18 protein-coding genes are annotated in these 17,484 nt (G+C 61.8%); 8 read left to right on the top strand and 10 right to left on the bottom strand.

The genetic code is table 11. The features are described from left to right. Positions 1 to 20: 20 nt before the first annotated feature. From lptF to rsmA, 6 genes are read left to right on the top strand one after another with little or no spacing between them, the layout of a single operon-like run. The gene (lptF, locus tag R1W00_RS06145) at positions 21 to 1,142 is read left to right on the top strand and encodes an LPS export ABC transporter permease LptF (protein ID WP_317261851.1); all 1,122 of its coding nucleotides are present in this window, start codon (positions 21 to 23) and stop codon (positions 1,140 to 1,142) included. Then, complete coding sequence (gene lptG, locus R1W00_RS06140) at positions 1,139 to 2,239, top strand: LPS export ABC transporter permease LptG (protein WP_317261850.1); 1,101 nt, start codon at positions 1,139 to 1,141, stop codon at positions 2,237 to 2,239. Before lptF ends, lptG begins: the two co-directional genes overlap by 4 nt. After that, the gene (locus tag R1W00_RS06135) at positions 2,239 to 4,362 is read left to right on the top strand and encodes an LPS-assembly protein LptD (RefSeq protein ID WP_317261849.1); all 2,124 of its coding nucleotides are present in this window, start codon (positions 2,239 to 2,241) and stop codon (positions 4,360 to 4,362) included. The genes lptG and R1W00_RS06135 overlap by 1 nt, the downstream gene beginning before the upstream one ends. Before the next feature lie 32 nt (positions 4,363 to 4,394). Beyond that, positions 4,395 to 5,609, top strand: coding sequence for a peptidylprolyl isomerase (locus tag R1W00_RS06130; protein ID WP_317261848.1), 1,215 nt, complete (start codon positions 4,395 to 4,397; stop codon positions 5,607 to 5,609). Continuing rightward, entirely contained in the window at positions 5,606 to 6,580 is a 975-nt protein-coding gene (gene pdxA, locus R1W00_RS06125) for a 4-hydroxythreonine-4-phosphate dehydrogenase PdxA (RefSeq protein WP_317261847.1), read from the top strand. The genes R1W00_RS06130 and pdxA overlap by 4 nt, the downstream gene beginning before the upstream one ends. 56 nt (positions 6,581 to 6,636) lie before the next feature. After that, on the top strand, positions 6,637 to 7,476 hold the full coding sequence (gene rsmA / locus R1W00_RS06120) for a 16S rRNA (adenine(1518)-N(6)/adenine(1519)-N(6))-dimethyltransferase RsmA (RefSeq protein ID WP_317261846.1): 840 nt from the start codon (positions 6,637 to 6,639) through the stop codon (positions 7,474 to 7,476). 66 nt (positions 7,477 to 7,542) lie between these two features. Here the strand turns inward: rsmA and R1W00_RS06115 are convergent, their stop codons facing one another. The 10 genes from R1W00_RS06115 to dksA all read right to left on the bottom strand — a co-directional run bounded on the left by R1W00_RS06115 (position 7,543) and on the right by dksA (position 15,940). After that, the gene (locus R1W00_RS06115) at positions 7,543 to 8,130 is read right to left on the bottom strand and encodes a DUF4167 domain-containing protein (RefSeq protein ID WP_317261845.1); all 588 of its coding nucleotides are present in this window, start codon (positions 8,128 to 8,130) and stop codon (positions 7,543 to 7,545) included. A 320-nt stretch (positions 8,131 to 8,450) separates the two neighbouring features. Beyond that, positions 8,451 to 9,227, bottom strand: coding sequence for a transporter substrate-binding domain-containing protein (locus R1W00_RS06110; RefSeq protein ID WP_317261844.1), 777 nt, complete (start codon positions 9,225 to 9,227; stop codon positions 8,451 to 8,453). Between the two features lie 31 nt (positions 9,228 to 9,258). Next, positions 9,259 to 9,981: an amino acid ABC transporter permease gene (locus R1W00_RS06105; protein ID WP_317261843.1), complete on the bottom strand. Its 723-nt coding sequence runs from the start codon at positions 9,979 to 9,981 to the stop codon at positions 9,259 to 9,261. Continuing rightward, positions 9,963 to 10,649, bottom strand: a complete 687-nt coding sequence (locus R1W00_RS06100; protein ID WP_317261842.1) for an amino acid ABC transporter permease — start codon at positions 10,647 to 10,649, stop codon at positions 9,963 to 9,965. The genes R1W00_RS06105 and R1W00_RS06100 overlap by 19 nt, the downstream gene beginning before the upstream one ends. Before the next feature lie 148 nt (positions 10,650 to 10,797). Beyond that, on the bottom strand, positions 10,798 to 11,643 hold the full coding sequence (prmC, locus tag R1W00_RS06095; protein WP_317261841.1) for a peptide chain release factor N(5)-glutamine methyltransferase: 846 nt from the start codon (positions 11,641 to 11,643) through the stop codon (positions 10,798 to 10,800). Continuing rightward, the gene (gene prfA, locus R1W00_RS06090) at positions 11,640 to 12,692 is read right to left on the bottom strand and encodes a peptide chain release factor 1 (RefSeq protein WP_317261840.1); all 1,053 of its coding nucleotides are present in this window, start codon (positions 12,690 to 12,692) and stop codon (positions 11,640 to 11,642) included. The genes prmC and prfA overlap by 4 nt, the downstream gene beginning before the upstream one ends. A 30-nt stretch (positions 12,693 to 12,722) precedes the next feature. Further along, entirely contained in the window at positions 12,723 to 13,190 is a 468-nt protein-coding gene (locus R1W00_RS06085) for a DUF1499 domain-containing protein (RefSeq protein ID WP_317261839.1), read from the bottom strand. 1 nt (position 13,191) lies between these two features. Continuing rightward, positions 13,192 to 14,160 (bottom strand): agmatinase, encoded by a 969-nt coding sequence (gene speB / locus R1W00_RS06080; RefSeq protein WP_317261838.1) that lies wholly within the window; start codon positions 14,158 to 14,160, stop codon positions 13,192 to 13,194. An 82-nt stretch (positions 14,161 to 14,242) separates the two neighbouring features. Then, entirely contained in the window at positions 14,243 to 15,418 is a 1,176-nt protein-coding gene (locus R1W00_RS06075) for an FAD-dependent oxidoreductase (RefSeq protein ID WP_317261837.1), read from the bottom strand. Between the two features lie 99 nt (positions 15,419 to 15,517). Further along, positions 15,518 to 15,940, bottom strand: a complete 423-nt coding sequence (gene dksA, locus R1W00_RS06070; RefSeq protein ID WP_317261836.1) for an RNA polymerase-binding protein DksA — start codon at positions 15,938 to 15,940, stop codon at positions 15,518 to 15,520. Between the two features lie 172 nt (positions 15,941 to 16,112). Here dksA and R1W00_RS06065 point away from each other — a divergent pair, with 172 nt between their 5' ends. Continuing rightward, positions 16,113 to 16,952, top strand: a complete 840-nt coding sequence (locus R1W00_RS06065; RefSeq protein WP_317261835.1) for a MoxR family ATPase — start codon at positions 16,113 to 16,115, stop codon at positions 16,950 to 16,952. 81 nt (positions 16,953 to 17,033) lie between these two features. After that, a complete protein-coding gene (locus R1W00_RS06060) occupies positions 17,034 to 17,480 on the top strand; it encodes a GNAT family N-acetyltransferase (RefSeq protein WP_317261834.1) in 447 nt (148 codons plus the stop codon). Positions 17,481 to 17,484: the final 4 nt, after the last annotated feature.

The following is a 17,484-nucleotide window of genomic DNA, read 5'->3' as shown; positions in this document are numbered from 1 at the left end:
AAGGTCCTTGGGGGGACTGTGTGCCTAAATTCGACCGCTATCTGCTGTCCCAACTGACGGTTCTGTTCGGTTTTTTCGCGCTTGTCCTGGTATCGGTATACTGGGTCAATCGGGCTGTGCGCCTGTTTGACCGGCTGATCGGAGACGGCCAATCGGCGATTGTGTTTCTGGAATTCACCGCCCTTGCCCTGCCCAATGTGATCTCACAGGTCTTGCCCGTCGCGGCCTTTGCCGCCGCGATCTATGCCACCAACCGCCTGTCGTCGGACAGTGAACTGGTCGTGGTGCAGGCCACGGGATATAGCGCGTTTCGCCTTGCCCGTCCGGTGGTCATGTTCGGCATTCTGGTTGCGATTTTGTTGTTGTTGATCAACAACTTTCTTGTCCCCCAAAGCCGCGCCCAACTGGCCGAGCGTCAGGCCGAAGTGGCCGACGATGTCACCGCACGGTTGCTCAGCGAGGGGCAATTCCTGACCCCTGTCAAAGGCGTCACGTTCTACATCCGCGAAATCAACGCGGGCGGTGAATTGCTGGACGTGTTCCTAAGCGATGATCGCAGTGAGGGCCGCCAAACCATCTATACCGCCGAGCGCGCCCTGTTGTTGCCCAGCGATCAGGGCCCGCGCCTCGTGATGTTTGACGGGATGGTGCAGAACCTGTCGGGCAACCCCCAACGCCTTGCCGTCACTCGGTTCAGTGAATCCGTCTTTGATGTCGCCACCCTGATCAACGTCACCAAGGCGCGCAATCCGTCGATCAAGGAATTGCCGACCCTGACCTTGCTGCGCCCCAGTGCCGATTTGCTGACCCAGCTGGACCGCCCCGCGTATCAGCTTGCGCTTGAGGCGCATACGCGGTTGGCCGAGCCCCTGTTGTCCATTGCCGGTGCCTTGATCGGGTTTGCGGCGTTGATGTCGGGCAGCTTTAGCCGCTTTGGCACATGGCGGCAGGTGCTGACCGCGATCGGGATGCTGATCGTGCTGAAACTGATCGACAATAGCCTGATCGGCGCCGCCAATGATGGCGCGGGCCGCTGGCCGCTGCTCTACATCGCGCCGGTTCTCGGGGTCGTTCTGGCGGGGCTGGTTTTGTGGCGGATCGACCATCCACGCGCAGGGCGCAGAAAGGCGGTCGCGGGATGAAGCTGCAACTCTATATCGCGCGCAAGTTCCTGTTGTCGCTGGCCATGGTTCTGGGCGTCTTTGTGGTGTTCACGATGCTTTTGGACATGGTCGAACAAATCCGCCGGTTCGGGTCGGACACGATTTCCCTGTCGCAGGCGTTGGGATTGGCCGCGCTGAACACGCCTGCGAATATCTATGAAATCCTGCCCCTGATCGTTCTTCTGGCGACGCTGGTTCTTTATATGTCGCTGGCGCGGACGTCGGAATTGGTGGTGACCCGCGCGGCGGGTCGGTCTGCCGTGCGCAGCCTGTTGTCGCCGCTGGTGTCGGTTCTGTTGGTGGGGGCAATCTGCGTGGGCGTCCTGAACCCACTGGTCGCGGCCACCTCCAAAGAGCTTGAGACCCTCTCCAACCGCTATTCCCGCGGGATTTCCAGCGTTCTGTCGATCAATGCCGACGGGCTGTGGCTGCGCCAAGGGGATGAGGATGGCCAGACGGTGATCAAGGCCGCGCGCTCAAACCTTGACGGGACGGTGTTGTTCGACGTGACCTTTATCGGGTTTGCCGCCGACCAAGGCCCCACCTACCGGATTGAGGCCATTCGCGCGGAACTAACCGACGGGGCATGGGATTTGACGGATGCGAAACGCTGGGACCTGTCGGCGCCGGTGCACAACCCCGAACGCACCGCCGAGGTCAGCGCGACCCTCTCCGTGCCTTCGGACCTGACGCGCGACCATATCCGCGACAGTTTCGGCGCACCCGCCTCCATCCCGTTCTGGGACCTGCCCGCGTTCATTGACAGCCTTGAGCGCGCAGGCTTTAGCGCCCGCCACCACCGCGTCTGGTGGCACATGGAACTGGCCCTGCCCGCGTTCTTTGCGGCGATGGTTTTGATTGCCGCAGGGTTCACAATGCGCCATACGCGATTTGGTAAGACGGGCACGATGGTCATGGCCGCGTTGGGGGTGGGTCTCTCTTTGTTTTTCCTGCGCAATTTCGCCCAGATCCTTGGCAATAACGGCCAAATTCCCGCCGAGCTGGCCGCGTGGTCCCCGCCTTTGATCGGGATCATGATGTCGCTAGGCCTTGTCCTGCATCTGGAGGACGGTTGATGCGGGGGATGTTGCGGGCCCTGACACTGGCCGCCGGTCTGGCGCTGGCCGCGCCTGTGGCCGCACAGGATGCGCCGCCCGCCGCGACCCTGATTGCCGATCAGATCCGCGTGGATGGCCTGAACCGTCTGGTGGCTGACGGCCATGTCGAGATTTTCTATGACGGCTACCGCGTGCAGGCCGGATCGATCACCTATGACCAAGACACGGACCAGTTGCTGATCGAGGGCGAAATCCGCCTCACCTCGCCCAGTGGGACAGTCCTGACCGCCGAGGCCGCTGAACTGTCCGCCGATCTGACCAACGGGATTTTGCGCTCGGCCCGATTGGTGCTGGATCAACAGTTGCAACTGGCCGCCGCGCAGATCGACCGCATCGACGGGCGTTATTCGGTTTTGTCGAAAACGGTGGCCTCGTCCTGTCGCGTCTGTGCCGGTCAGGTGCCCCTGTGGCGCATTCGCGCCGAGCGGATCATCCACGACGAGGACGCGCAACAGCTGTTCTTTGATCACGCACGGTTTGAGGTGGCGGGCGTGCCCATCGTCTATCTGCCCCGTCTGCGCCTGCCCGACCCCACACTGGAACGCAGCAACGGGTTCCTGATCCCCGATCTGCGCGTCTCAAACACCTTGGGCACGGGTCTGAAGGTGCCGTATTTCTTTACGCTGGGCGATCATGCGGACCTGACCCTGTCGCCCTATTATTCGACGCGGACCAACACGCTTGAGGCGCGGTATCGTCAGGCGTTCCGCTTTGGCGAGATAGAGTTGAACGGCGCCATTAGCCGCGATGACCTGCGCCCAGGTGAGACGCGATATTACCTGTTTACCGAAGGCGAATTCGACCTGCCCCGCGACTTTACCCTGCGGTTCAAAACCCGCTCGGTCAGCGATCCGGCCTATCTGTTGGACTATGGCTATTCCGACGCGGACCGCCTGACCAGTTCCGTGTCGGTCGGGCGCACGCGCAAGGACGAATACATCAACGCCGAAATCCTGCATTTCAACTCGCTGCGGGCCTCCGAAGATAACGCGACCCTGCCGACGCTGTTGACCAATGTGGAATACAAGCACCGCTTTGCCCCCGCCACGATCGGCGGCGTGGCCCAGACCAAGGTGCAGGTGTTCAGCTTTGAACGCCGTTCGGATGCGGATGCCGTGGGCCGTGATGTCGCCCGCCTGAGCGCCGAAGGCAAATGGCGGCGCAACTGGCAGACGGGCAACGGGGTTCTGATCTCGGCCCTTGGGCAAGTGAATTTCGACTATTACGTCACCTCGGACGACACCACGACGCCCAGCCCCGAAACCCGCATCGCCCCCTTTGGCGCGGTCGAACTGCGCTGGCCCCTTGTCAAAGGTGGTGCAAACGGGGTGAGCCATGTTCTGGAACCCGTGGCCCAGATCGTCTGGAGCGACACAGATACCAGCGCCATCAACAACGAGGATAGCCTCAGCGTCGAGTTCGATGAGGGCAACCTGTTCTCGCTCAGCCGTTTTGCCGGTCAGGATGCCTATGAACAGGGCCTGCGCGCCAACATCGGGGCGACGTGGACGCGGTTTGACCCCGATGGGTGGTCCTTGGCGGTTGCGGGGGGCCGCGTTTACCGCGCCGACAACCAGAACCAGTTTCCCGATGGCACGGGCCTCAATGGACGTCTGTCGGATTGGCTGTTGGCGGTGCAATTTGCCACCGCGCAGAACTTTAGCCTGATCAATCGCGCCGTGTTTGACGACGGGTTGGATTTCACCCGAAACGAGTTGCGCCTCGATTGGAGCCACGACGCGCTGGACATCAGTTCGTCGTTTATCTGGCAAGAGGCCAACCTGACCGAAAACCGCCCCACCGACAGTTCGGAATGGGTGATGGATCTGGCCTATGATGTCACACCGAACTGGACCGCCAAGGCCGACTGGCGCTATGACTTTTTGACCGATGACGCGTCCGAGGCGGGGATCGGCCTTGAGTACCGCAATGAATGCGTCAGCCTTGACCTTTCACTCTCGCGCCGGTTTACATCCTCAACAAATGTCGACCCGTCCACGGATTTCGGTTTAACCATTTCCTTGGCCGGATTTGGCGCCACCGGTGACACCACCCGCTATCGCCGCAGTTGCCTGCGCTAGTAGCACACGAGCAGAACGAACGGACCGCAGAAATGAACAAAATCACGCGTCTCGCCACGACTTGCCTGCTGGGGGCGACCATGCTTGCCGGAGTGCTGCCCGCGACGGCCCAGCAATCCAACCCGTTCGCGCCCGCCGTGATGGTGAACAACCGCGCCGTGACCAATTACGACATTGAGCAGCGCATCCGGTTCATGGAGGTGCTGAACACCCCCGGCAACCTACAAGAACAGGCCTATGACGCGCTTGTCGATGACCGTCTTCGTCTGGACGCTGCCGCCGCAATCGGCATCCGCCTGAGCGACGAAGAGGTCCTCCAAGGCATGACCGAATTCGCCGGTCGCGCCAATCTGGGGCTTGAGGAATTCGTGGCCGCATTGGCCCAAGAAGGCGTCTCGCGCGAAGCGTTCCGCGATTTCGTGGCCGCCGGCATCGCATGGCGTCAGGTCGTGCGCGCCCGTTTCGGCCCCCGCTCGCAGGTGAGTGAAGCCGAGATCGACCGCGCGCTGGCCCTACAGACACAGGCGGGGTCTGCGCGGGTTCTGCTGTCGGAAATCATCTTGCGGGCCGACACGCCCGAATTCGCGGAACAAGCCCAAGAGCTTGCCCCGCAACTGGCCGAAAACATCCAGAGCACGGACGCCTTTGCCGCCGCCGCGCGCCAGTATTCGGCGTCGCAATCCGCACAACGCGGAGGCCGGATTGATTGGCTGGACCTGACGCAATTGCCGCCCGCGATTGCCTCGAACGTGTTGACCCTTGGCCCCGGTGAGGTGACCGATCCGATCCCCGTGCCGAACGCCATCGCCCTGTTCCAACTGCGCGCGCTGGAAGAGACCGAGCCCAAGCCGCTGGAAACCCAGTCGGTTGAATATATGCGCTATGCCGTACCCGCAGACGGGCGTCTGAGCGCGGATGAGGTGGTTGCGCGTCTGGACACCTGTGACGACCTGTACGGTATCGCCAAGGACCAGCCCGAAGAGGCGCTGAGCATTGAGACGCTGGCGATTGCCGATGTGCCCGCCGATGTCGCCCTTGAACTGGCGAAACTGGACGCGAATGAAACCGTGATCCGCCCGCGCGGCGAAGGGGCCGAGGTTCTGATGCTCTGCGCACGGACCGCGATTTTGGCCGAGGACATCGACCGTGAGGCCATCCGCGGTCGCCTGTTCAACCAGCGTCTGACCTCTTACGCCGACAGCTATCTCCAAGAGCTGAAGGCCGAAGCCATCATCCGCCAGCCATGAGCTCCCCCGCCCCGATTGCCCTGACCTGTGGCGATCCCGCCGGTGTGGGCCCCGAGGTGTCGGTCAAGGCATGGCAGGCCTTGAAGGACGAGGTCGATCTGTTCTGGATCGGCGATCCGCGCCATTTGCCCGAGGGCACCCCGTTTGCCGAAATCGGTAATCCGGGCGAGGCGCACGCGGTTGGCGCGACGGCCCTGCCCGTTCTGCGCCACGATTTCGCCGCGCCCGCCACGCCGGGCACGCCCGATCTGGCCAATGCGCCCGCGACCGTCGCGGTGATTGAGCGCGCCGTCGCCCTTGTCCAGTCCGGTGCGGCCAGCGCGGTTTGCACCAACCCGATCAACAAGAAGGTCCTGAAGGACGGCGCCGATTTCGCCTATCCCGGCCATACCGAGTTTCTGGCGGCCCTTGGCGGGGTGGATCGGGTGGTGATGATGCTGGCCTGTCCCGAGTTGCGGGTGGTGCCGGTGACGATCCACATCCCGATTACCGAGGTGCCCGCCGCCCTGACCCCTGATCTGCTGGAAGAGACCGCGCGCATCACGGTTAACGCCATGATCCGCGATTTCGGGATGCCCGCGCCGCGTGTGGCCGTGGCCGGTCTGAACCCCCACGCGGGCGAAGGCGGCGCAATGGGTCACGAGGACATTGACGTCATCGCGCCGGTGATCGAGCGCCTGCGCGCCGAGGGGATCGACATTCACGGGCCGCGCTCTGCCGATACGATGTTTCACGCCGAGGCGCGGGCAGGCTATGATGTGGCCCTGTGCATGTATCACGATCAGGCCCTGGTCCCGATCAAGACGATTGATTTTGCATCGGGGGTGAATGTGACGCTGGGCCTGCCGTTTGTGCGCACCTCGCCCGATCACGGGACGGCCTATAATATCGCGGGACGCGGAGTGGCGGATGCGTGCAGCCTGATCGCCGCGTTACGTCTGGCGCAGGACATGGCCAAGGCGCGGGCGTGAGCGCCCGCTGAAACGTTGGAATTTGAGTATTTTTGCCAAGATGAAGGACCAAGCGCATGGCACAGATGGATGACCTGCCCCCTCTGCGCGAGGTGATTGCGACCCATGAGTTGCGGGCGAAAAAGTCGTTGGGGCAGAATTTCCTGTTGGATTTGAACCTGACGGCCAAGATCGCGCGGGCGGCGGGCGATCTGAGCGGCTGTGACGTGTTGGAGGTCGGACCCGGCCCTGGCGGGTTGACGCGTGGGTTGTTGGCCGAGGGCGCGAGGCGTGTCTTGGCCGTCGAAAAGGACAGCCGGTGTTTGCCCGCGCTGGCCGAGATTGCGGCCGCCTATCCCGAGCGGTTGGAGGTGATCAACGGGGATGCGTTGGAGGTTGATGTCAGCGCGCATTTGACCCCACCGATCCGTGTGGTGGCGAACCTGCCCTATAACGTCGGGACGGAATTGCTGGTGCGCTGGTTGACGCCCGCCGAATGGCCGCCCGCGTGGGACAGTCTGACGTTGATGTTCCAGAAAGAGGTGGCCGAGCGGATCGTGGCGCAGCCGGGGTCCAAGGCCTATGGCCGGTTGGCCATTCTGGCGCAATGGCGGTGTGAGGCGCGGATCGTGATGACCTTGCCGCCCGAGGCGTTCAACCCGCCGCCCAAGATCCATTCGGCGGTGGTGCATCTGAACAAGCTGGACGCGCCACGGTTCCCGGCGGATGCGGCGGTCCTGTCGCGTGTGGTGGCGGCCGCGTTCAACCAGAGGCGCAAGATGCTGCGCGCGAGCCTCAAGGGACAGGCCCCCGATATTGAGGACCGGATTCGCGCGGCGGGTCTGGAACCCACGTTGCGAGCCGAACAGGTGTCGATCGAAGGGTTCTGTGCCCTTGCGCGCGAAATCGCCCGATAGCGCATGAAAAAGCCCCCGTTTCGGCGGTGAAACGGGGGCCAATGCCGGAAGTATTCAGCAGGATGATTATTCGGCCGCGGGGGCCTCGGCGTCGGGGGCCGGTGTCGCCGCCTGATCCTCTGCCGGTTTTTTCTTGCGGGTCGAGGTCGCAGGCTTTTTCGCGCGGGGTGCACGTTTGCGCGGCGCGTCTTCTTTGGCCTCGGGCGTTTCGACCAGCGTGCTTTGGGCGTCGTTGTCGCCCTCGACCGCCATCACGTCTGCCGCCTTGTCATCGGATGCAACAGGGGCCTCTTCGGTGTTGGTCGACTTGGGCTGTTGATCAGAGTTCTGTTGCGATTGATCGCGCGATTGACGGTCGCGTTGGTCGCGGTCTTTCTGGGCCTCTTGTTGTTCGCGGCGCGCTTCTTGTTCGCGCTGCGCCACACCCAAGAGACGGGTGTAATGTTCTGCGTGCTGCTGAAAGTTTTCAGCCGCCACCGGATCGTTCCCCAGTTGGGCATCGCGGGCCAACTGGTTGTATTTGTCGATGATTTGTTGCGGGGTGCCGCGCACCTTGCCCTCGGGGCCCGAACTATCGAAGACCCGATTGACGATATTGCCCATAGAGCGCGAACGGTTGTTCTTCGACCGCGAACGTGACTTGGAAGATCTCATGTTTTTCTTATATCCAGCCTGCTTTGGCTTGTTGGGTCGCGCGCTGTTGTTTCTCCGCCCAACAGGCACAACACGTCGACAGTTTTCCGGCAATTAAACAAGGGGGAGGCGAATGTCCGCGTCCCACATCCTGTTAGGACGACTAAAACCATGCCTGAAATAGCATGACAAGCAAAAAAACGCGAATTTGCCGTGTAAACCCCAGTGTCCGGTTATCTTAACACGAAACGGGGTTAGGAAAAGCTTAATCTCGCCAACGGGCCAAAGCGCGCGTTATGCGGCCCACCGAGGGCGGGCCGCATAGATGCCGTGAGTGTGGATTAGAAGGTCGGCAGCGCCGGCAGGGGTTGACCCAGCCAGGTTTCGGAAATGGTGTTCAACTCGCCGCCCAGTTTCTTGTGCAGGATGAACACGTTGACCCATTGCAGCAGGTCAAAGTTGCCCTTTTTAACGCCGATGAAGGCGGGGCTTTCTTTCAGGATGAACTTGGTTTGCAGGCCCATGTCCGGATTGCTTTCGGAAATCGCGGCGGCAAGGGTGTTGCCCGAGACCAGCACATCAACCTGACCCGACAGGAAGGCCGATTGGGTCGCGGCATTGTCGCCAAAGCGGACAATTTCGACACCTTCGGGCACCAGTTTGGTCAGTTCCAGATCCTCAAGCGTGCCGCCCGTCAGGCCCACTTTCATCCCGACCAGATCGGCGGGCGAGGAAATCTCTTTGTCCCCTGACGCAAAAGCACCGGAATAAAACGGCGCATATGCGGCCGAGAACCAGATCGATTTCGCACGGCCCGGGTTTGCACCCATGGTCGCGATCACCAGATCAACGCGGTCGGTTTCAAGGAACGGGATACGCTGTTTCGAGGTCACAGGCACCAGTTCCAGTTCCACGCCCAGATCCTCGGCGATCAGTTTGGCGACATCGACGTCATAGCCCTCATACTCGCCCGACGGACCCAGCGCGCCAAAGGGCGGAAAGCTCTCGGGGATTGCGATTTTGACCGTGCCGCTCTCCAGAATATCGGCCAGATCGGCCATCGCGGGCAGTGGCAGCGCCATGAGTGCGGCGGCGACCAGACCTTTGATCAGTTTCATTTTGCGTCTCCTGTTGGTTGCTTTGGTGTTTTTAGGCCGCGGCAAGACCCGCGTCCGTTTTGGCGGTCCCTAACCGTCGTTCCAATCGCCGGGACCACAGCGACAGGGGGAAGCACAGCGCAAAGTAGATCAGCGCCATAAGCGGGAAGATGACAAAGGGCTCGGTCCCGTCGACCGGCGCATTGGCCCAGCGTTTGCCAATCGCCATCAGGTCGTGAAAGCCGATGATATAGGCCAGAGACGTGCCCTTGATGATCTGCACCATCAAGCCGACCGTCGGGGCCAGAGACACCTGAAACGCCTGTGGCAGGATCACCCGCCGCAGGGTCGACAGAAACCCAAGGCCAAGCGCATAGGACCCTTCCCATTGGCCGTCCGGCACGCTCTCAAGCGCGCCGCGCCAGACATCGGCGAAATAGGCGCTTGCATAGATCGTCAGGGCCGCGATGGCCGCGACCCACGGGTTGACGTCGATCCCCGCCAGACGCGGCAGGCCAAGCCCCAAGATGAACAACAGCATCAACAAAGGCGTCGATTGGAACAGCCAGATATAGGCGATCGCAAACCGGCGCGCGACTTTGGACGGGACGATCCGGCAAAACGCCACCCCCGCCCCGATCAGGCCCCCGCCCAGAAACGCCACCAAGGACAGGTAGATCGTGAACTGGGTCGCGTGGATCAGTTGGAACAGGACCACGCCCTCGGGCGCGCCGAATATGGAGACGAACAGATCCTTCATCGCGCCGTCTGCCATGCAAAGAATTTCCGCTCTAGCGCATAGAGCAGCGCCTTGAACGCCAGCGAAATCAGGATGTAGATCGCCGTCAGGGTCAGAAACACCTCGAATGAGCGGAACGTGCGGCTGTCGATATAAAGACCCGCTTGGGTCAGGTCGCGCACCCCGATTTCCGAAATCACACCGGTGGTGAGGAACAGGAAAATGAACTGCGCCCCGATGGCGGGCACCATCATCGCCACCGCTTGGGGCAACAGCACCCGCAGCAGGATGACAAAGGGCGGCAGGCCAAGGGCGCTTGCCGCCTCAATCTGGCCCTTGCCAACGGATTGCAGGCCGGATCGGATGATCTCGCTGAAATAGGCGGAAAAGTTGATCGACAGCGCCAGCAGCGCATGCGCCCAGAACGGCCATTGATAGCCGATCAGCGCTGGCAGGCCAAAGGCGATGAAAAACAGCTGCACGATCAGGGGCGTGTTGCGGATGAATTCCACGTAACCCGTTGCGATCTGGGACAAAACCGGCACCTTATAGTACCGCAAACTGGCCAGACCGGCGGCCAGAGTGAACCCCAATATCCCCGCCAACAGTGTCAGGCCCGCACTGATCAGTGCGCCCTCAATCAAGAGGCCCAGATACTCCGGGCTTCGGTAAATCTCAAAGAACCTCAGGTCCAAAATGCGCATCCCCAGTCGTCAGACCCCAACGGGGACAGGCGGGACGCGGCGGGTCAATGCGGGTGGACCCACCGGCGGACACTGCACGGTGATCTGCCTAAAAAACCGGCTAAACCACGGGGAAGGGATGAAATTTTAATGACTATTTGGTCAAAATTTATGGCGCACGACCCATAACAACGCGATCGCGCCCGTCGAAATCGGGGGCAATCGCCACGTCGATCAGACCCGCGTCGCGAAACATCGCGGCGACGGCGGGCCCTTGGGTCGGGCCGATCTCAACCAGCACCCGACCGGCGGGCGTCAGATGATCCCGCGCCCGTTCGGCAATCCGGCGATAAAACGCCAAACCGTCCCCGAAATCGGTCAGGGCGATCTCGGGCTCATACCCGCGCACATCGCGCGACAGGCCGTCCATCTCATCGGCGGCGATATAGGGCGGGTTCGACACGATCAGGTCAAAGCGCGCGTTGCCAAGGCCGACATCCCACAAATCGCCCTGCCGGAACTCCGCACGCGCGGCCACGCCGACGGCCCCCGCATTGCCCCGCGCAACATCCAGCGCGGCCATGGAAATATCGGCCCCGAGCCCGCGCGCGCCTACCCGCTCGGCCAATAGCGTGATCAGGATACAGCCCGATCCGGTGCCAAGATCCAGAACCGTCTCAAAGGACCCCGACAGCGCCTGTTCGATCAGGATCTCGGTCTCGGGGCGTGGGTCCAGAACATCGGGGGTGACGTGGAATTCGCGCCCGTAAAACAACCGCTTGCCGATGATATGGGACACCGGTTCGAACGCGGCGCGCCGAGTAATGGCCGCCTGAAACGCCGTCACAACGTCGTCCGCAACCGGATCATGCAAGGCAATCGTCAACCGCCCCGCATCGACCCCCATCGCATGGGCCATCAAGCGGCGCGCGTCACGGACGGGATCGTCCACCCCTGCCCCGCGCAGCGTGGCAATGCCGCCCGCCAGAACCGTGGTGCCGCGCGGCGCGCTCATTCCTGCATATCGGCCAGTTTGCGCGCCTGATCATCGGCAATCAGGGCATCAATCACCTCATCCAGATCGCCCATCATCACCTGATCCAGCTTGTAGAGCGTCAGGTTAATGCGGTGATCCGTCATGCGCCCCTGCGGGAAGTTGTAGGTGCGGATACGCTCGGAACGGTCGCCCGATCCGACCTGCGATTTGCGATCGGCGCTACGCTCGTCATCCATACGCTGCCGCTCCAGATCATAGAGCCGCGTGCGCAGCACCTGCATGGCAATCGCGCGGTTCTGGTGTTGGGACTTTTCGGAACTGGTCACGACAATACCGGTGGGCAAGTGCGTGATCCGCACCGCCGAATCCGTGGTGTTGACGTGCTGTCCCCCCGCACCCGAGGCCCGCATCGTATCGATCCGGATGTCGGTGGCAGGGATGTCGATGTCGACCTCTTCGGCCTCGGGCAAAACCGCGACCGTGGCGGCCGAGGTGTGAATGCGCCCGCCGCTTTCGGTTTCGGGAACACGTTGCACGCGGTGGACGCCGGATTCGAATTTCATCCGCGCAAACACGTTGTCGCCCTGAATATTCGCGACGACCTCTTTGATGCCGCCCAGTTCGGTCTGGGTTTCCTCCAGAACCTCGAATTTCCAACCCCGCCCCTCGCAGTATCGTTGATACATCCGCAACAGATCACCGGCGAACAGGGCGGCCTCTTCGCCCCCCGTTCCGGGCCGGATTTCAAGGATCGCAGGGCGCGCATCGGCGGCATCCTTGGGCAACAGCGCCAGTTGCAGGGCGTGTTCCATCTCGGGGATGCGGGCGCGCAGAGCGGGAATTTCCTCTTCGGCCAGATCGCGCATTTCGGGGTCGGACAGCATCGCCTCGGCCTCGGCCAGATCGTCCAGCGAGGTGCGATAGGCGGCGATTTGTTCGGCGACCGGCTTTAGCTCGGCGTATTCGCGGCTGATCTTGGCGAAATCCTCAACCCCGCCTTGGGCCAGCGAGGCCTCAAGGAATTCAAAGCGGTTGGTGATTTGATCGAGTTTGTCAAAAGGAACCATGCGGTTGTTTTGCCGATGCAAAGGGCGCGGTCAAGTGGGGTCCGCCGCCAGCGCGTCCAACCATCCTTGAACACGGCGGCCATTCACACCCGTGTCCGACACGCCAAAGCGCAAACGGGACAGGATCACGGGGGCCGTACCGCCCTCAACCGCGACGACAGTTACGGTGGCATAGTCGGGAAACCCAAAGACCAAGGACCGCGTCACATAGGTGATCCGCCCCGACGCCACATCGCCCGCAATCCGTTTGGTACGGGGCGTGGCGGCGATGATCGCATCCAGCCGCGTCAGGACCTCGGACGGGGTGGCGTTCAACACGGGCACGGATAGATCACCGCCGTCAGGGCGCGCAAGAACACCCCCCGGTGCAGGGGATCGCGCGGTCAGGGGGTCGATATGCCATGCCGCCGGATCGGTCGGGGCAACGCGGACGGCCAAGACCGTACCGACAATGATCAACCCCACCATCCACAGCGTGTTTGACAGCCACCCCTGCATATCACTTATCCCTTTTATTCCAGCCATATAGGCAGCAAAGCTCAACCGCAACATGAGCACCCGCAATCGCCGTGGCGCCGGTGGTGTCAAACGGCGGGCTGACCTCGACCACATCGCCGCCGACCATATTGATCCCCGCGATATCGCGCAGCATGATCGCCGCCTGTGCCGATGTCAGGCCACCCCAAACCGGCGTCCCCGTGCCGGGCGCAAAGGCGGGGTCCAGCGCGTCAATATCAAAGGTCACATAGGCCGGATGATCGCCGACGATCTCACGGATCTGGCGGGCAGTTTCGGCCGCGCCCTGTTCGTGCACGCGGCGCGCGTCGATGATGTTGACGCCCATCGTGTCGGGGTTTTCGGTGCGAATGCCGATCTGAACACTGCGCGCGGGGTCGATCAGGCCCAGCTTGACCGCCTTATAAAACATGGTGCCGTGGTCGATGCGGGTCATGTCATCGTCCGCCCACGTGTCCGAATGCGCATCGAAATGGATCAGGGACAGCGGCCCGAACCGCTCGGCATAGGCGCGCAGGATCGGGAAAGAGATATAGTGATCCCCGCCAAGCGTCACCGTCCCCGCGCCAGCATCCAGAATCGTGCCGATATGCGCGGTCAGGCGGTCGGGAAACTGCGCCACATGGGCATAATCGAACGCCAGATCGCCGTAATCCGCGATGGCCAGTTCGACAAACGGATCATAGCCATCCCAGCCATAGGGCGGATCGAACGCCTGAAGCGTGCTGGCCTCGCGGATCGCGCGCGGGCCAAGGCGCGTGCCCGGACGGTTCGTGACCGCCTGATCAAACGGCACACCCGTGATGGCAAGGTCGACGCCGGTCAGATCCTTGGTGTATTTGCGGCGCATAAAGCTGGTCGCGCCACCAAAGGTATTCTCAAAGCTGGACCCGCGAATATCCTTTCGCGTGAAGGCGTTATCGACCTCTTTTGAAGCATCTTCCAGCGCCATAATCGCCCTTTCCCTATGTGATCCCGATCCGGTGTTGGGCCCAGATTAGACCAAAGGGCGGCGAATACCAGTGGCGTTTCATTCAGGGGAAATCGCGGGTGACGTCCTTGGCATAGATCCAGTCGAACCGGCCCAGAACCTGTTTCGGGGCGATCCGGCTGGCCAACCCCAGAACGGTATGCGCGGCCATGCGGACGGGCGCCGATGTCAGGTGATAGTTGCGCGCGTTTTTCGATGCGGCCTCGACGATGCGGGTACAGCGATCCTTGCGCGCGGCCTGATAGGTGCGCAGGGCCGTGGCGCGGTCCTCAGGGTGCTGCGCCAAAAGCGACGTCAGGGTCCATGCGTCCTCAAGCGCCATATTCGCGCCCTGCGCCATGAACGGCAATGTCGGATGGGCCGCATCCCCGATCAGGGCGGCGCGATCTGCCACCCAATGGGGCGCGACGGGATGGCGGAACAGGCCCCATTGATTGACCGTCTCCACCCGCGCCAACAGATCCTGAACCGCCGGTGCAAATTCTGAAAACGCGGCGCGCAGGTTGGCGGGATCGTCCTCTTGGGTCCAGCTTTCGGCACGCCACTCGGCCTGTTCCTGAACGGCGACGATATTGGCCATGGTTCCACCGCGCAGGGGGTAGCAGACCAGATGCCGACCGGGCCCCATGTAAACCGTGGCAACGCGGGGCATATCGGCAGGTGCTGGCACGGTGGCGCGCCACGCGACCTGACCGGTGAAAAACGGATCAGCCGCGCCATTCAGAACGGGACGCAGGCGGGAATGCAGACCATCCGCCCCGATCACCAGAGATGCGCCAAATTCCGCGCCTTGGGCCGTGGTGACGCGGGCGCAAGTGTCTGTCAGGTCAATCTCGGACACTTTTTGCAGCAGGCGGATTTTGACACCCGCCTCACGCGCGCCTTCGGCCAGAATGTCGATCAGATCGGCGCGATGGGCGAAATGGTATCCCGCCCCGTCACTTGGCAGGCTCAGGTGGCTGACCACCCTGCCCCGACGGTAATCGCGCAGGGCAACCGCCTGACCACGGATCGTGCGGGCGCGCAACGCCTCGCCCAGACCCAGCGCCTCTAGAACCACTGCACCATTAGGCGAAATCTGTAGACCTGCGCCGACCTCACGGATTTCTTCGGCCTGTTCCAGAACCGTCACCCGCGCCCCGCGCAGGGCCAGCGCCCGCGCCGCCGCCAATCCGGCGATCCCTGCGCCCAATACCGTGATTTTCTGCCCGATCAGCACTGCCGCCCCCCGTAATCGCCCGCCATCCAGTGCAGACAAAAACACCGGGACCCGTCGGCCCCGGCGCATATCGCATTTCAGTCCGCCAGAGGCGCCTGATCAATCGTCGCGGTGGACTTTTTCGCGACGCTCATGACGTTCCTGCGCCTCAAGCGACAGGGTGGTCGTGGGACGCGCGTCCAGACGTTTCAACGAAATCGGTTCGCCGGTGTCCTGACAATAGCCGTATTCGCCCTCATCAATCCGGCGCAGTGCAGAATCAATCTTCGACACCAGCTTGCGCTGACGGTCGCGAATCCGCAGCTCTAGCGCGCGGTCGGTTTCCTCGCTTGCGCGATCAGCGATGTCGGGAATGTTGCGTGTTCCGCCCTGCAGGCCCTCAATCGTGGACTTGCTCTCGTCTAGGATTTCAGCTTTTTGCGCCAACAATTTGCGGCGGAAATATTCCAGCTGCCGCTCATTCATGAAAGGTTCGTCCTCAGCCGGACGATAATCATCTGGCAAGAAATTCTCGGCCTTCATACCTGCTCCTTCTCGCAGGCCGGGCGCCGTAGACGTACTATTTACACTCACCCGGCTCTCCTATGGCTGGCGTTTATCCCAACGCGGCGAGGTTGTCACTAGCGTATAGACCGCGAATGTGGCTTTTATTAGGGCCAAGTTCATATTTACACGCACAAGCCCCCGAGGACCTATGAAATTTTCGTCGACGGACACATATGTCGCAACTGATGACCTAACTGTCGCGGTGAATGCCGCCGTGACGCTAGAGCGGCCTTTGTTGGTCAAAGGGGAGCCCGGAACCGGCAAAACAGAACTGGCGCGTCAGGTGGCGGCGTCCCTGAACCTGCCGATGATCGAATGGCACATCAAATCGACCACCCGTGCGGCGCAGGGCCTTTATGAATATGACGCGGTCAGCCGTCTGCGCGACAGCCAACTGGGCGATGAACGCGTCCATGACGTGTCCAATTACATCCGCAAGGGCAAGCTGTGGCAGGCGTTTCAGGCCGAGGGGAAATGCGTTCTGTTGATCGACGAGATCGACAAGGCCGACATCGAATTCCCGAACGATTTGCTGCAGGAACTGGACCGCATGGAATTCCACGTCTACGAGACCGGCGAAACCGTGCGCGCGACCACGCGGCCCGTGGTGATCATCACCTCGAACAACGAAAAGGAACTGCCCGATGCGTTTTTGCGCCGGTGCTTTTTCCACTACATCCGCTTTCCCGACATGGACACGATGCGCAAGATCGTTGAGGTCCATTATCCGGGCATCAAACCCGCCCTCCTGAGCAGCGCCCTAAGCGAATTCTTTGACATCCGCGAGACGCAAGGTTTGAAGAAAAAGCCCAGCACGTCCGAGGTTCTGGATTGGCTCAAACTGATCCTTGCCGAGGATCTATCGCCCGAGGACCTGAAACGGGACGGCGCGAATGCGCTGCCGAAACTGCACGGCGCGCTGCTGAAGAACGAGCAGGACGTGCAATTGTTCGAACGTCTGGCGTTTATGGCCCGTCGGGCGCGCTGATCGCAGGCAATTTACCGCAGAATGTCGCCGGTCCGACCGTGGACCGGTTGCGTCTGCCACGGAATAGGTCAACATCACCCTATGTCATCCATCACCATTCGCCCGATTCAGCCCGACGATTACGCCCAATGGGCCGAGCTGTGGCGTGGATACCTTACGTTTTACGAGACCACCCTGCCCGATGAGGTTTATCAGTCCAGTTTCGACCGGATGCTGGGCGATGATCCGCGGGATTTTAGCGGGATGCTGGCGCTGGACGGGGATCGGCCTGTGGGGTTGGTGCATTACCTGTTTCACCGCCACGGCTGGAAGGTCGAAGAGGTCTGTTATCTACAGGACCTGTTCACCCTGCCCGATATGCGCGGACGTGGTGTCGGGCGCGCGTTGATCGAGGCGGTCTATGACGCCGCCGATGCCTATGGCGCGCCGTCGGTTTATTGGCTGACACAGGATTTTAACGCCTCGGCCCGTATCCTCTATGATCAGGTCGGGACATTGACGCCGTTTATCAAATACCAAAGGACCTAGTGCG

It is taken from the genome of Rhodovulum sp. FJ3, from assembly GCF_032918305.1.
Lineage (GTDB): Bacteria > Pseudomonadota > Alphaproteobacteria > Rhodobacterales > Rhodobacteraceae > SAT37.
The sequence above is the reverse complement of the archived record's forward strand: the minus strand, read 5'-3'. Positions and strand labels throughout refer to the sequence as shown.